Origin of the sequence: Nocardia sp. NBC_01730 (genome assembly GCF_035920445.1) — a bacterium.
GTDB lineage: Bacteria > Actinomycetota > Actinomycetes > Mycobacteriales > Mycobacteriaceae > Nocardia.
The window spans coordinates 5300693-5315369 of sequence record NZ_CP109162.1; the positions used below are offsets into that span (position 1 = coordinate 5300693).

Here is a 14677-nt window from a genome sequence, read left to right on the forward strand (position 1 = left end):
AGATGTTACGTTTCGCGACTTCGGGTGAGCGCTGCGAGGGATGCCTTCCCAGCGCTGAGCGCGGCCGCGCTCAGCGCTGGGGAATGAGAGCCAGTTGACGGCTCTGCGCGACGACCGCTCCGGTGGAGTCGAGAACCAGTTGATCTTCGTCGAACATGCGCCCGCCGACCTCGTGCGTGGTCGCGATGATCCGCAGCCAGCCCGGTGCGGGACTGCGGCGCAGGTAGGTGGTCATCTGCACGGTGGGTGCCCAGCCGAAGTGGCCGAGGTTCATCGGCACCGGCGGGCTCATGTCGGCGCTCATCATCGCGAAGAACATGGCGACGTCGGGGTCCTGCCCGTCGGCGGGACGGGGCCGCATCCACATCCGCAGGCGCGGTTCCCCTTTTTCGCCATCGAGGAAACGGGCCCACTCGCGATCGAGGTACAGCTCGGCGCCCTGGCCCACGTGCACCATGCCACCCATCGGCGAGCCAGGCTCGTAGCCGACGGCGTCGGCGGGTGGCTGCACGGGCATGTCACCATGCTTCGGGGCATAGATCGGCTCGACGTCGTCCAGACGGCTGAAGGTGAGCGCCGTGCGGACCAGAGTGCGGCCGTCCTGGATCAGGTCGGCGTCGGCCAGGCAGATCTGACGACCGACCTTCCGGACTCGTACCTCGTACTCGACCTCGCCCGGGTTCGGCGCGCCGAGGAAGTCGGAACTCGCGGCGATCGGGGCCATGCCGACCAGGGCGGGGTCGGAGGCGCGCAGCCAGGTGGTCGCCGCCGCGGCGCTGGCGGCAACCATCGTTCCGCCGTGCACCTTCTTGCCGATGGTCCAGATCTTGTCGATGACACCCAGGTAGCGGCCCGTGTTCGGCGTGCTTGCGGGCAGTTCGGTCAGGGCACACACCCGGCTGAACGGTGCGTCGATCGCGGGGGCCGGGTCGAGATCGGCCGTCAGCTCCGTCGTCATCCTCACTCCTGTCATCCATCGGCCGCACCGATAGAGCTTGTCGGCGTCACCCGGGCACCGCGGACACCGTGGCCCGACAGCGTTCGTACAGCGTACAGCTCAGGGATTGGGCGGCCGAATTCCCTGGTGCCGGAAAATGGCGCCCGTCACACCGGCGGCGCGGGCCAGGCCCGGTCCGCGCCGGTCGGCGCGGGCGCGGAGGCGGGCGCGAGACCGTTCAGGTGCTGGCGGGCGAAGGCCAGCGTGCGATGCAGCATGGCTGCCCGATCCTGGGCGGTGCGCGCGTTCTGCGTGTTGATCTCGGCCACTGCTTGGCCGGAGAAGCCAGTGCCGACCAGGGTCGCACACACCTCCACGCACGGCTGACTGCCCTCACCAGGAACCAGATGCTCGTCGTGGGCGGCACCACGGCCGTCGGCCAGGTGCAGGTGCGCGAGGCCCTCCCCCATGCGCGCGGCCAAAGCCAGCGGGTCGGCGCCCGCGGTCGCGGTGTGCGACAGGTCGAGTGTGTAGTGCCGGAACCCGGTGTCGGTCGGGTCGTAGGACGGGCTGAAGGCAGTGAGCGCGGGTCCGGGACCACCCCGCCGCTCGAGCCGCTTCACCCCGCGCTCACCCCGGCCGAACAGTGTGTCCGCGCGCATCGGAAACATGTTCTCCACCGCGACGATCACCGGACTGACCTCTTCCAGCTCGGCCACCTGCGCGGCGAAACCGGCGGCGTAACGACGCTGCCAGCGGAACGGCGGGTGTACCACCACGGTGCGCGCGCCGAGCGCCTCGGCGGTGCGGACGCTGCGCTCCAGCTTGGCGATCGGATCCGAGCCCCATACCCGCTGCGAGATCAGGAGGCACGGCGCATGCACGGCCAGCACCGGGACGCCGTACTTGCGGGAATACCCCTGCACGGTGGCGATGCTCTGGCTGGCCGGTTCGGCCCACACCATCAGTTCGATGCCGTCGTAACCGAGTTCGGCCGCATAGCGGAACGCCGCTTCGGCGTTCTGCGGGTATACCGAGGCCGTCGACAAGCCGACCTGGATCTGCTGCGGCTGGGGGGCGCAGCGGAGTCCGCCGGGCGAGACGGCTTCTTCCGCACCCGCCTCAGCGACGTGCCGCGTCCCGGCCTCGTCCGCCTGCCCGATGTTCCCCACAGCAGCTCCCTACTCAGTTCGTACTGAGGAGAAAGGCCAGCGGCCCCAACGTGACGAAGCTGCCCACGACGACGGCGATTACGGTGCTGAGGATGTCGTCGGTCCTGCGCAGGATCCGCACGAGGGCGACAAGGCCGAGGATCACGATCATTGCAAGCGCCAGCGCCACCCAGGGGAGCATCTCCCACATGCGCTCGAAGCCTTTGAACAGCAGCATGCCCGCGACCGCCGCACCGGTGCTCTGACCGCCGAGGATCATCCACTGACGCCGGTTGGCGTCGTACGTCGCCTTCTCGGCCATCCGCGACCGGCGTGCGGACATAGCCCGGGTGCGAGGCTGCTCGGCGACTTCGTCCTCGTCGTCCTCGTCGTCGACATCAAGGATGGGTGCGTACACGTCGGTCGCGCCCTCGTAGACCTCGACCCGCGAACGACCGGTTTCGCGCTCGCCTCGTCCGCGTTTGCCGCGCTCGGCCCGCTCGACGCCGTCGCGCAGCAGGTCTCCCGCGACCGTCTGGCCGGAAACGAGCTGCTGATCCTGGCTGGCCAGCGACCACGCGGCGGTCGGGATGCCGCCGGACTCGGGCGCTGAGTCGCGCGGCGGCGAACTCGCGCGTCGTCGGGCCGACCAGGCAGGCAAGTCACCGTCGCCCGCGCCGTTGCGGCGGGACGATCTCGGCTGCGACTCCGGCGGCCGGTCGGGCAACTTCGGTCTCGTCTCGGGCAGCGGCAGCGGATCCGACTCTGGAGCGAAACCGTTTGTGGACGGCGACCAGGCGGCGGGAGCGGATCCGGCCTCCTCGGCCTCCTTCGCACGACGCCGGGCTGCCCGGCCGCCCATGGCCCCGTTGCGCTCGGGCAGACTCGACCGGCCGCGATCGGCTCGTCCCAAGCCCGATTCACCGAACTCCGCGTGACCTTCGCGGTCCGGTCCTGGACGACCGTCGCCGGGACCGAACTCCGGCAGAGCGCCACTCGCCGCGCCATGGTCGGCCCATCGGCGCCCACCCGACTCCGGCGGCAATTCGCGCAGCGGAGGACGTACCTCGGTGGCGCCCTCCTCCGGTTCGGCGTGTCTGCGTCGGCGTCCGGACGCACGCGGCGGCGCCTCGGGCAGGGAACCGCCCGGCACCGCGTCGGTGACGTACGGGTCGGGCGCGACCGGGTACAGGTCGGACACCGGGGTGTGCGGCGAGAGCGGGTCGACGGGCGTGGCGTGCCGCGAGGACGGCATCTCCCGGCCCGGCATCACCCGGTTCGACCGCCCTGGCTCCGGGTCGGCCCTCCGCGGCTCCGACTGACCGTAGGCCGCAAGGGGGTCGTACATCGAAATCGGCCCGGACATGGGCGAATACGACGATGGGTCGGGCGCGGGCTCCGGCGGGGCGTACGACACAGGTTCCGGCGCGGGCGGATCGAACGAGGGCCGCTCGTAGGCGGGCTCCTCGGACGCGCCGGAGTCGGGCGCGGAGTGTGCGGAGTGACCGCCCTCGCGAATGACTGGCAGGTCACCGGTGAGTTCGGCGACGGAGATGCCGCGGCCGCTGCGGCGGCGCCTCCCGCCGGACGAGGCGGAGCCCTGCTGGCCGTTGCGGGCCAGCAGTTCCGCGACCGACAACTGTTTGGAATCTTCACTCATGACTGCGCCTCACTAGCGCTCGGCTCCGCCATGACCGAGCGATGCTCGGCCGTGCCTGTTGTTCGCGCGCTGCGCTCGCTCATGACGACACCGTCCCGATCGGTCCCGATAGCGTCACGCCACCGCCGGGGGTCGGCCTGCCGTCCTCGGCTGCCGGGCCCGGTATGTACGTCGCTCTCGGTCCACCATTCATGTCGGTATCCAGTTTGCGCAGGATCAGCCCCTCCCGCAGCGCCCACGGACAAATCTCCAGACTATCCAGCGATAGTGCCCGCATACTCGCCTCCGCGACCAGTGCGCCAGCCACCAATTGCTGTGACCGATCGGAACTCACGCCTTCCAATTCTGCCCGGTCCGACGCCGTCATCCGCGAGATGAACGCAATCAGTTGACGTAGACCTGAGCTGGTGAGTGTACGGCGCACACGAGGACCCGCCGCCGAGGGTGCCGCTCCGGTCAGTCGCGCGAGCGAACGAAACGTCTTCGACGTGCCGACCGCCAGGTCGGGCCGCCCAGCCTCGACCAGCTGCTTCGCCGGGACAACCAGCTCGGCGTCGAGCCAGTCGCGCAGCACGGCGACGCGGCGCTTGCCCGGCGGATCCTCGAGCAGCCACTCCCTGGTCAACCGGCCGGCACCGAGTCGCAGCGACAGCGCGACGTCGGGTTCCTCGTCCCCGCCGTTGGTGATCTCCAACGATCCGCCGCCGATGTCCAGATTGAGGATGCGGCCCGCGCTCCAGCCGTACCAGCGGCGCACCGCGAGAAAGGTCAGCCTCGCCTCGTCGACACCGGACAGTACCTGCAGATCGACACCGGTCGCCGCGCGTACTCCGGCGAGCACCTCGTCGGAGTTGGTCGCCTCACGCAGTGCCGAGGTGGCGAACGGCATCAGCTCGACACACTTGGAAGTCTCGGCGATGCTGGCGAACTCAGCGACGGTGGCGATCAGCCGCTGTTCGCCCGACTCGGTGATGCGGCCTGCGGCGTCGATGTTCTCCGCCAGGCGCAACGTGGCTTTCGTCGAGCTCATCGGCATGGGATGACCACCGCGATGTGCGTCCACCACGAGCAGGTGAACGGTATTGCTTCCGACATCGAGTACCCCAAGCCGCACATGAACACGGTACTGGGTGGCACGGCACTTTAGACCAGGCGACTGAACTGTTAGCGTCCTCGAGTGTGACGGTAGACGCATCCGCGAGCAGCCCCACCGGGGCCCGACCAGCGGGGAAGATCGATCCGGCTCCCGAAGTCGATCCGGACTTCCCCCGCGAATGGATCGAGTTCATCGATCCGGCAAACGACGAGCATCTGATCGTCGCCGATCTGACCTGGCTGCTGTCGCGATGGACATGCGTCTTCGGCACACCGGCCTGTCAGGGCATCTTGGCGGACCGGCCCGACGACGGCTGCTGCTCGCATGGCGCGTTCCTCTCCGACAAGGACGACCGCAAGCGACTGCAGCGAGCTGTGACAATGCTCACACCGCAGGACTGGCAGCTGATGGGCGAGGCAACCGACGCCGAGGGCGCGATCACCAAGAAGGGCTATCTGGAACTCGACGAACTGGAGGACGAGCCCGCGCTACGCACTCGCCGGTTCGACGGCGCGTGCATCTTCCTCAACCGTCCCGGCTTCGCGGGTGGCGTCGGCTGCGCGCTGCACACCATGGCTCTGCGCCGTGGCATCGAGCCGCTGGAGGTGAAGCCGGACGTGTGCTGGCAGCTGCCGATCCGGCGCACCCAGGATTGGGTGGACCGGCCCGACGGCGTACAGATCCTCCGCACCGTCGTCACCGAGTACGACCGCCGCGGCTGGGGGCCGGGCGGAGCCGACCTGGACTGGTACTGCTCCGGGTCCCCGGACGCGCACGTCGGCAGCAAGCCGGTCTGGCAGTCCTACGGACCTGAGCTGATCGAGCTGCTCGGCGCACCCGCCTACGAGGAGCTGGCCAGGCATTGCAAACGCCGGGAGGGCCTCGGCCTGATCGCCATCCACCCGGCGACCGTGCACGCCGACCGCATGCGCGATTCCGCCGATCGGCCGGCCTGATAGTTTGCCGACCGCACGCCTGCTAGCCGATTCACTCGCTGCGCGATATCGCATCGGGTTCATCCGGTCGCCATGCGAGCTTCACCCAGATGGGGTTTGATGTGCCGTTATGTCGAAGAAAGTTCTCACAGTGGCGACCATCGCGATCGGCGCCGCCCTCCCGCTGACCGGAGTAGCCCACGCGGAGCCCAACGGCGATCCCGCCAGGTTCGCCGACTTCACCACGGAGTTCGTCGCGGCCACCGATCCGGCGGCGATCAACGCCAAAGCCGAGGGCAAGCTCCTGATCGCGAGCCCGTACGGCACCTCGCACACGATCGCCTGCCGCGGCACCAACACCGCGGACATCTACGACTGCATGCAGGAAGACGATCTCGGCTGGATCACCCTGCAGAAGACCGAAACCCCCCTCGGCACCACCTGGATCTACTTCCCCTGACAGGGCTCCCCCGCCTCTCCGGGTCTTCCGGCCGTACTAGTGGGGAGGTGCAGGATTTGCGTTCAGGTCCTGCGTTGAGTGCCACTCGTGTTCTGGGCGTACCCGGCGAGTTACCCATGTGCTCACGAAATCAGTTGACCCGTTTCGTGAGTACATGGGCGCTGCGGACAGGTATCAGAATCGGCTAGGCGGAACGGCTTATGCTTCGAGTTTGTAGCCGAGGCCGCGGACGGTGACCAAGTGCTCCGGCTTCGCGGGGTCGGCTTCGATCTTGGAGCGCAGACGCTTGACGTGCACGTCCAACGTCTTGGTGTCACCGACGTAGTCGGCACCCCAGACGCGATCGATCAGCTGACCGCGGGTGAGCACTCGTCCCGAGTTGCGCAGCAGGTATTCGAGCAGGTCGAACTCCTTGAGCGGCAACGTGACCGGCGTGCCGTTCACCAGTACGGTGTGCCGGTCGACATCCATCCGGACCGGACCGGCCTCGAGCACACCGCTCTCGTTCGAGCCGTCCAGCTCGTCGCCCGCGCCCCGGCGCAATACCGCACGGATGCGCGCGATCAGCTCGCGCGCGGAATACGGCTTGGTGACGTAGTCGTCGGCGCCTAGTTCCAGGCCGACCACCTTGTCGATCTCGCTGTCGCGCGCAGTGACCATGATCACCGGCACACCGCTGCGGGTCCGCAGCTGCTTGCACACATCGGTGCCGCTCATGCCGGGCAGCATGAGGTCGAGCAACACGATGTCCGCGCCGGACCGGTCGAACTCGGCGAGCGCGGACGGTCCGTCACCGACCACGGTGACCTCGAAGCCCTCCTTGCGCAGCAGGAACGCGAGCGGATCGGCCAGCGACTCCTCATCCTCGACGATCAACACACTCGTCATCTGCGTGCCTCCACACCATTCGGTCGGCCCGGCACCAAGAGGGGCGGGCTTGTTTCTTTCGTGCTCACCACGGAGCCGTCGGGGTCTTCGTCCCCGCTTGCTTCGTGGTGAGCGGGGATGCGCAGGGTGAACGTCGATCCCGTGCCCAACTTGCTCCACAGGGTGATCTCACCATTGTGGTTGGCGGCCACATGCTTGACGATAGCCAGTCCGAGCCCGGTGCCGCCGGTCGCGCGAGAGCGTGCCTTGTCGGACCGGAAGAACCGTTCGAACACCCGCTCCTGATCTTCCTTGGCGATGCCGATCCCGCGGTCGGTGACGGCCATGGCGACGTGGTCGCCGCGCAGCGAGCGGCTGACCGACACGTGCGAGCCTGCGGGTGAATAGGCGATCGCGTTCTCCACCAGGTTGGACAGGGCGGTGACCAGCAGGGTCTCGTCGCCGAGCACCTCGAGCCCGCTCGGACGGTCGGTGCTGACCGTGATCCCCGCGGCCTCGGCGGCGGTGCGCGAACGGTCGACCGCGTGCATCACCACGGTATCCACGTCGACCACCTCGAGCTCGGGCAGCTTCTCCGCGCCCTGCAGGCGCGAGAGCGCGATGAGTTCGGTGACCATCTTGCCGAGGCGGCGCGATTCGCCGAGCACCCGCTGACCGAAGTGGCGCACGGCCTCCGGGTCTTCGGCAGATTCCAGTAGGGCCTCGGCGAGCAGACTCATGGCGCCGACCGGGGTCTTTAGCTCGTGGCTGACGTTGGCGACGAAATCGCGGCGAGTGGCCTCCATACGGGCCTGCTCGGAATCGTCGTCGGCGAACAGCACGGTGAAAGTGGTCTCTTCCCGGGACAACTGCCTGGCGACGCCGCGCACCGCGATGCGGCCGCGGCCGGGCACCGGATTCTTCGCGGTGAGATCGAACTCGGTGGACTCGCCGGTCGCGAGTACTTTCTCCACCGCGACCCAGGCGCGCTCGTCGAGCAGGCGGTGGCGGACTAGGCCGAGTTCCTCGGCGCGCGGATTCACCAGCACCACGTCCCGGTACTCGTCGACCACCGCGATGCCACTCTCGGACGCGAGCACGATCAGGTCGAGGACCTGCGACATGGTGAGCCCGGAATCGGCCTGCCTGCGGGCGGCCTGCCTGGCATTCATGTACGGGATCAGCAGCCCGCCGACTGCCAGGCCGACGACAGCCGCGAGGACTGCCAGCAGGACGGCCTGGGGAACACTCACACTTGAATCGTACGGTCGCCGACCGTCCGACAAACTCCGGGTGTGCGATGTTTCGCGCAGGTCATAGCACCTTCCGACCCCGTTAGCCGTGCGTTTACGCGCCGTTCGATGTCGCGTTCGCCGTCACGGACCGAGCGGACACATGGTGTGCCAGAACATGATCGGCACGCCGAGCGTCATCAGACCGCGATCACCAGCCCGGATTGCCCCGCACCGGGACACTCACGAAACTCGGCAGCTCCGGATCCAGCTGCACATGCTGCGGCCTCAGGCCGGTATCGATCAACATCGGCAGGATCGGCAGGCCCTTGGGGAAGTTTCCCGCGTACACGTCGACGCGCAGGCGGTGACCCGGCTGCAGAATCGCCTCGGTGGCGGGCAGCGCGATGTCCAGCGTAGTCACCTCACCGGGAACGGTCGGCTGACGCCGGTCCAACGAAGTGAACGGGCGCGGGTCGGTGTAGTCGCCGTTGGCCGACTTGCTGCTGTTCGCGTCGTCGATCGCGCGTAACGAGGCCATGAGCTGCCCGGAGGACAGTACGCTCGATCGACCGTCCGGCGCGACGTCGTTCACGGTGACCACCCAGTGCCCGTCGGCGGCGTCCTGAATAGTGTTGAGCCGCACAGCGATCCGTCCTGAGAGAGAGGTCGCCTCAGCGACCGGGGCGCTGGTGAAGGTCAGCCCGTTCAGTTCCTCGATACGGGAGTCCTTGGCACAGCCATCGATGACCGACAGCACGCCCGCTGTGCCCTGCGCCGCATCGTTGGAGCACAGGCTGGTCAGGCCGGGAGCGATGGTCAGCCGTGCGGTGTCGCCGTTGGCGTCTCCGGTGAGCGAACCGTCGTAGCCGCTGTTCGCGGTGCCGCTGGGAGCGGCGGACAGATACATCCTGCGGTGCACCGCCGCCTGCTGACCTGCTCCGTCGACCGGCGCGGCGAACGAGTCGGTGGTGATCCAGCCGCCGCCCTGCTGGCGCAGCGTGATCGGGCCGTACTGATCGATGCCGTTGTCGATGTCCTTGAGCCACTTGTCGAACCACGCGCGCTGCAGCACGTCCAGCCGCGGCGGCAGGCCCGGCTTGCCGTACTCGCTGCCCGAGTTGAGGTGGTAGGTGTTGCCCATCAGCAGCTGCTTCTGGCCGGCGGGCAGCGGAATCTGGTGGTAGATATTGGATTCCGAGTAGGTGAACAGGTCGTGCCAGCCGCCGGTGACGAAGGTCGGCACCTGGATCGTACTCGGATCGCCCAGCCAGTCGCGGCGCGGTGCGGAGTCGGCAGTCAGCAATTCCTTGGCGCGTGGGTCGAGATCCTCGATGCGCGCGGTGGTGTAGACGTTGAGCAGAACGTCCATGAAGGTCAACGGATCTCGGGCGCGGTCGGCCAGCCACGTGGTATCGAACTGCCCGTTGACCACCGAGGCCAGGTCAGGAATCAGCTTGAGGCCGTTGATCGCGGTCAGCCACAGCGGGATGAAGGTGAAGCCGAAGCCGCCGCCTGGTGCGAGTACATCGTTCACCAGGTCGCTGCCCGGCACGACCGGGAAGATGGCCTGCAGGGCGGGCGGGTGCTTTTCGGCGGCCTGCACCTGGTTGATCCCGGAGTAGGAGATGCCATTCATGCCGATGCGGCCGTTGGACCACGGCTGCCGCGATGTCCAGTCGATCACCTCCACGGTGTCCTGCTGCTCGCGCTCACGCAGCATGTCCCAGACCCCCTGGGAGAATCCGGTGCCGCGCACGTCGACCACCACCTGGGTGTAGCCGCTCTTGATCAGCTGTCGGTCGACGGTGAAGTTGCGCAGCTCGCCGCCGCCGAACGCCTTGGTCAGGTCGGTGAGGCCGGACAGCGGGGTGCCGCTCATGTCGATCTGACGGAAGAGTTCGATCACCGCGTCGGACAGGCCGGGGATCGACTGCGCGTGGTCGGCCAGGTTCGACACCAGCTTGGTGTAGGGCGTCAGGTTGACGACCGTCGGCGTCGGGGTGTCGATCGGGCGGCCGGAGACGTCCGCGGGGCGATAGACATTGCCCTTCAGAACGGTGCCGTCACTCATCGTGATCGGGACGTCCCAGGTGATGTGAATGTTCGGGTACTGCTGAGGCGCGTCCTGGGTGGCCGCCCATGCGGCGCCCGCTGTCCCGCCGTCCGGACCGGTCGACGTCGGCGCGGCGGCGGCACCGCTCACAAGGAAGGGGATGAGCACCGCGGCGGTAACCGCCGCCACTGTGACCCGCAACGCGTGCTGCATCGGACGTGATCCACCTCTCGGCTGCTCGAACGGCGAAACTGTGCGTACCTACTCGCCGGTAAGGACAAGGGGTAACAGTAACAGAGGCAAGAATTTCAGTTCACATAAGTAGCATTTTCGGCCGCGCGGACGCAGCGTGTTCGCGGTCGAGCGCACCTCCCGTGCCGGGAACGACAAACGCGCTGCGACCGAGTGGGTCGCAGCGCGCTGGGAATGCGGGTCGGATTATTTGACGCCCTGGCCGGCGACGGCGGCGGCGCCCGCGGCGGCCGCTTCCGGGTCCAGGTATTCACGCGGGCGGACCGGACGCAGGCTCTCGTCCAGTTCGTAGCGCAGCGGGATGCCGGTGGGGATGTTCAGGCCGGCGATCTCGTCGTCGGAGATCCGGTCGAGGTGCTTGACCAGCGCGCGCAAGGAATTGCCGTGCGCGGCGACCAGGACGGTCTTGCCGGAAAGCAGGTCCTTGGAGATGGTCGACTCCCAGTACGGGACCATCCGGTTCACCACGTCGAGCAGGCACTCGGTCTTCGGGACGTCGATGCCCGCGTAGCGCGGGTCGCCCTCCTGGCTGTACTCGTTGGCCGGATCGATCGGCGGCGGCGGGGTGTCGTAACTGCGGCGCCACAGCATGAACTGCTCGTCGCCGTACTTTTCCCGGATCTGCGCCTTGTTCTTGCCTTGCAGTTCGCCGTAGTGACGCTCATTGAGCCGCCAGTCGCGGACCGCCGGAATCCAGTGCCGGTCGGCGGCGTCCAGCGCGATGTTCGCGGTGGAGATCGCGCGGCGCAGCAGCGAGGTGTAGACGATGTCGGGCAGGATGCCGTGCTCGGCGAGCAGTTCCCCGGCGCGCTTGCCCTCGGCGATACCCTTGTCCGTCAGGTGCACGTCCACCCAGCCGGTGAACAGGTTCAGGGCATTCCATTCGCTTTCGCCGTGGCGCAGCAGCACGAGGGTGTACGTCATGCCGCCATCCTCCCATGCGCGCTCGGCCCGGTCGCATCGGTTCCCCAGGCGCCGCGTCCGCTCGGTCTGATCCGTACCAGCGGTTCCACGGCAGTCGCGGTCAGCGCAAGCGGATGATCGTGCTCTCCGCTCAGGCATCCCACGGTGAACCGCACAGCGGGACACTCAAACGGTTTCGTCCACCGTGGCGTAGCCTGCGGCGAGCACGCCCGCACCGACGAGCGTCGCGCCGTGCGTGATTTGCGACGGCACCACGCGCAGTTCCCGCAAGTAGCCCAGCCGGGCGTGCTTGGCGAGCGCCGCGCGCAGCGGATGCCACAGCGGCTCACCGGATTGGGCGAAACCCCCGCCGATCACCACCCGGTCGATATCCAACAACGCGGCGGCGGAGGCGATCGCCTCGCCGAGCGCCGTGCCCGCCCGATGCAGCGCGGCGACGGCGATCTCGTCACCGGCGTGTGCGGCCTCGGCCAGCTGCACGCCGGTCGTGCCCGGCCAGCCCTGCTCGCGCGCCCAGCGCACCGAGGACATGCCACTGGCGACCGCCTCGACGCAGCCGACGCCACCGCAGCCGCAGGGCGTATCCCAGCCCGGCACGATGATGTGCCCGACGTGTCCGGCATTGCCGGTGCGCCCCAGCAGCACCTTGCCGTCGGCGATGAGTCCGCCGCCGATCCCCGACGACACAGTCATAGCAAGGGCATCGGGCACCCCGCGCAGCGCGCCGACGTGATGTTCGGCCAGCGCGAGGCAGGCGCCGTCGATCGCGAATCGGATCGCGGCGGAGGGAAACAGCTCTCGCACGGAGGCGACGATCGGGAATCCGACTTTCCACTCGGGAATGTTCAACGGCCGGGTGACACCGGTCCGCACATCCACCGGCCCCGCCGAGCCGATGCCGACGGCGGTGACCCGCTCCGCGCCCGCTACCTCGCGCAGCAAGCCGCGGCAGGCGTCCCACACACCGTCGCGCGGCACGTCCACCCGTTGTACGTCGCGGACCTCATGACCGGTGTACACCACACCAGCCGCGAACTTCGTCGCGCCGATATCCAGAGCAAGAACAGTCATCACATGCCACCTTCGGGATTCGAGCCACCTGCGATTGTCACCCGGGCAGGCGTTCGGCGCGCCGGATCCGGCTCGGGCCGTTACGGCTTGTCCGCGGAGTCCACCAGATGTTCGAAGGCGCGCAAGTTGTTCAGCGGTTCGCCGCGCGAGACGCGCCACTTCCATTCCTTGCGAATGGATTCCGCGAAGCCCAGTTCCAGCAGCGTGTTGAAGTCGGCGTCGACGGCCTCGAGGATCTGGCCGAACACCCGGTCGAGTTCGTCGGAGGTGACGGCGTGCGTGGCGAGGCGGCCGACGAGGTAGATATCGCCGACCCGGTCCAGGGTGTAGGCGACGGCATACAGCCTGCGATTGCGGCGCAGCAGGAATTTGTAGACGCCTTCGAAGTTCTCGTCCGGCTTGCGGCAGACGAACGACTCGACGCGAACCCCGTGCTTGCCGACCGTGAGCAGCACCGTCGTCGCGAGTTTGCGCTCGCCGGGCAGGGTGACGACGAAGGTCTCCTCGCCGGGCCGGGTGTATTCGATTTCCCTGTCGCGCAACGTCTCGTCGATGAGCTGCGCGGTAGCCTGCACCTCGTTCACCGGCGTACTCCCGTCCGGCGCCGCCACAGCGCCCGAGATCTGGCCTGACTGCTCTCGCCGATGAGGGCGGCCATCCGTTCTCCGCCGAGGCTAGCGCGTTCGCCGGGCAGGCGATCTTCCCCGTCGGCACGCAGAACACTGTGTGCGAAGCCGCTGCCGAGTACGGCGCGATCGTCGCGGAGCCCGGACAGTGCCGCGGAATAGCTGGCGAGCAGTCCGTCGGCGGTGTGCGCCCAGGAGAAGTTAGCGGCGTGCTCGACGGCACGCACGCCCATCCGGTGCAGCCGATCGGGGTCGTCGAGCAGATAACCGAGGGCGTTCGCCCAGTCCGGTGTGCGATGTCCAGGGACGAGCAGCCCGGACTCCTCGTGTCGCACGGCAGTGCCGAGGCCCCCGACGTCGGCTGCGAGAACCGGGGTACCGCTGGCCTGCGCCTCGATCGCGACCAGGCCGAAGGATTCGTTGTAGCTGGGAACCGCGACCAAGTCGGCGGCACGGTAGACCAGCACCAGCCGGTCCGGCGGCTGCGGCGGCAGGAAGGTGACCCGCTCGGCGATGCCCAGGTCGGAGGCCAGCTCGATCAGCGCGTCGGGCCGCTCGAGCCCGGTGCCGGACGGACCGCCGACGATGACGACACGCAGCTTCCGTTCCTGGTCGACACGCAGCACCTCGGCGGCGGCGCGCACCAGCACATCGGGAGCCTTCAGCGGTTGGATCCGGCCGACGAACGCGACAATCCGCTCGTCGACGGCCAGCCCGAGCGCCGCGCGGGCGGCGGCCTTGTCACCTGGGCGGTAGCGCGTCAGGTCCGCGCCGGGCGGCACGACATCGATCCGGTCGGCGGCGGCGCCGTAGAGCTCGATCAGCTGCCGAGCTTCCTCGGCGGTGTTGGCGACCAGACGATCGGCCTCCGCGATCACCTGCTTCTCGCCGATCTCGCGGGTCGCGGGTTCCGGACAGTCGCCCTCGGCGAGCGCGGCGTTCTTCACCGCTGCCAGCGTGTGCGCGGTGTGCACCAGCGGCACCCGCCAGCGGTCCCTGGCCAGCCAGCCGACCTGGCCGGACAACCAGTAATGCGAGTGCACGAGGTCGTAGTACCCGGGCAGGTGCCCGGCCTCCTGACGCAGCACCTCCGCGGTGAACGGGCACAGCTGAGTGGGGAGGTCGTGTTTGTCCAGCCCCTCGAACGGGCCTGCCACCACATTGCGAACGAGCACACCGGGCGCCGCTTCCTGGACGGGCGGGACGTTCGAGGTGGTGGCCCGGGTGAAGATCTCGACCTCGGTGCCGCGTCGGGCCAGCTGAAGCGCGGTTTGCAGCACGTAGACGTTCATGCCGCCCGCGTCGCCGGTCCCCGGCTGGGCGAGTGGTGAGGTGTGCACCGATAGCACGGCGATACGGTTCGGCCGTAGGTCCAGGCGCTGACTCACACTGTCCATAGTGCACGTTGGA

Annotated in this window: 13 protein-coding genes; 2 read left to right on the plus strand and 11 right to left on the minus strand. The window is 68.4% G+C overall.

Annotated elements, in window-relative coordinates:
* Positions 1–70 precede the first annotated feature (70 nt).
* From OHB12_RS21835 to OHB12_RS21850, 4 genes are all read right to left on the minus strand, one after another.
* Entirely contained in the window at positions 71–958 is an 888-nt protein-coding gene (locus OHB12_RS21835) for a thioesterase family protein (protein ID WP_327110433.1), read from the minus strand.
* 146 nt (positions 959–1104) lie between these two features.
* On the minus strand, positions 1105–1998 hold the full coding sequence (locus tag OHB12_RS21840; protein ID WP_327121334.1) for a sugar phosphate isomerase/epimerase family protein: 894 nt from the start codon (positions 1996–1998) through the stop codon (positions 1105–1107).
* A 124-nt stretch (positions 1999–2122) separates the two neighbouring features.
* Positions 2123–3748, minus strand: coding sequence for a hypothetical protein (locus OHB12_RS21845; RefSeq protein ID WP_327110434.1), 1626 nt, complete (start codon positions 3746–3748; stop codon positions 2123–2125).
* 79 nt (positions 3749–3827) lie between these two features.
* On the minus strand, positions 3828–4862 hold the full coding sequence (locus OHB12_RS21850) for a Ppx/GppA phosphatase family protein (RefSeq protein ID WP_327110435.1): 1035 nt from the start codon (positions 4860–4862) through the stop codon (positions 3828–3830).
* A gap of 65 nt (positions 4863–4927) precedes the next feature.
* Here OHB12_RS21850 and OHB12_RS21855 point away from each other — a divergent pair, with 65 nt between their 5' ends.
* Together OHB12_RS21855 and OHB12_RS21860 are read left to right on the plus strand one after the other, a co-directional pair.
* Positions 4928–5800 carry a hypothetical protein gene (locus OHB12_RS21855; RefSeq protein ID WP_442799830.1) on the plus strand — a complete coding sequence of 291 codons (873 nt, stop codon included), beginning with the start codon at positions 4928–4930 and terminating at the stop codon, positions 5798–5800.
* Positions 5801–5909: 109 nt separating this feature from the next.
* Positions 5910–6239, plus strand: a complete 330-nt coding sequence (locus OHB12_RS21860; RefSeq protein WP_327110436.1) for a hypothetical protein — start codon at positions 5910–5912, stop codon at positions 6237–6239.
* A 198-nt stretch (positions 6240–6437) separates the two neighbouring features.
* On the opposite strand, the gene OHB12_RS21865 is transcribed toward OHB12_RS21860, so the two are convergent.
* The 7 genes from OHB12_RS21865 to mshA all read right to left on the minus strand — a co-directional run bounded on the left by OHB12_RS21865 (position 6438) and on the right by mshA (position 14664).
* On the minus strand, positions 6438–7127 hold the full coding sequence (locus OHB12_RS21865; protein ID WP_327110437.1) for a response regulator transcription factor: 690 nt from the start codon (positions 7125–7127) through the stop codon (positions 6438–6440).
* Positions 7124–8359, minus strand: coding sequence for a sensor histidine kinase (locus tag OHB12_RS21870; RefSeq protein ID WP_327110438.1), 1236 nt, complete (start codon positions 8357–8359; stop codon positions 7124–7126). Before OHB12_RS21870 ends, OHB12_RS21865 begins: the two co-directional genes overlap by 4 nt.
* A 190-nt stretch (positions 8360–8549) precedes the next feature.
* Complete coding sequence (locus OHB12_RS21875; protein WP_327110439.1) at positions 8550–10607, minus strand: CocE/NonD family hydrolase; 2058 nt, start codon at positions 10605–10607, stop codon at positions 8550–8552.
* 225 nt (positions 10608–10832) lie between these two features.
* Positions 10833–11570 carry a phosphoglyceromutase gene (locus tag OHB12_RS21880; RefSeq protein ID WP_327110440.1) on the minus strand — a complete coding sequence of 246 codons (738 nt, stop codon included), beginning with the start codon at positions 11568–11570 and terminating at the stop codon, positions 10833–10835.
* A gap of 165 nt (positions 11571–11735) precedes the next feature.
* The gene (locus OHB12_RS21885; protein WP_327110441.1) at positions 11736–12641 is read right to left on the minus strand and encodes an ROK family protein; all 906 of its coding nucleotides are present in this window, start codon (positions 12639–12641) and stop codon (positions 11736–11738) included.
* An 80-nt stretch (positions 12642–12721) separates the two neighbouring features.
* Positions 12722–13216: a YbjN domain-containing protein gene (locus tag OHB12_RS21890; protein ID WP_327121338.1), complete on the minus strand. Its 495-nt coding sequence runs from the start codon at positions 13214–13216 to the stop codon at positions 12722–12724.
* Between the two features lie 5 nt (positions 13217–13221).
* A complete protein-coding gene (mshA, locus tag OHB12_RS21895) occupies positions 13222–14664 on the minus strand; it encodes a D-inositol-3-phosphate glycosyltransferase (protein ID WP_327110442.1) in 1443 nt (480 codons plus the stop codon).
* Positions 14665–14677: the final 13 nt, after the last annotated feature.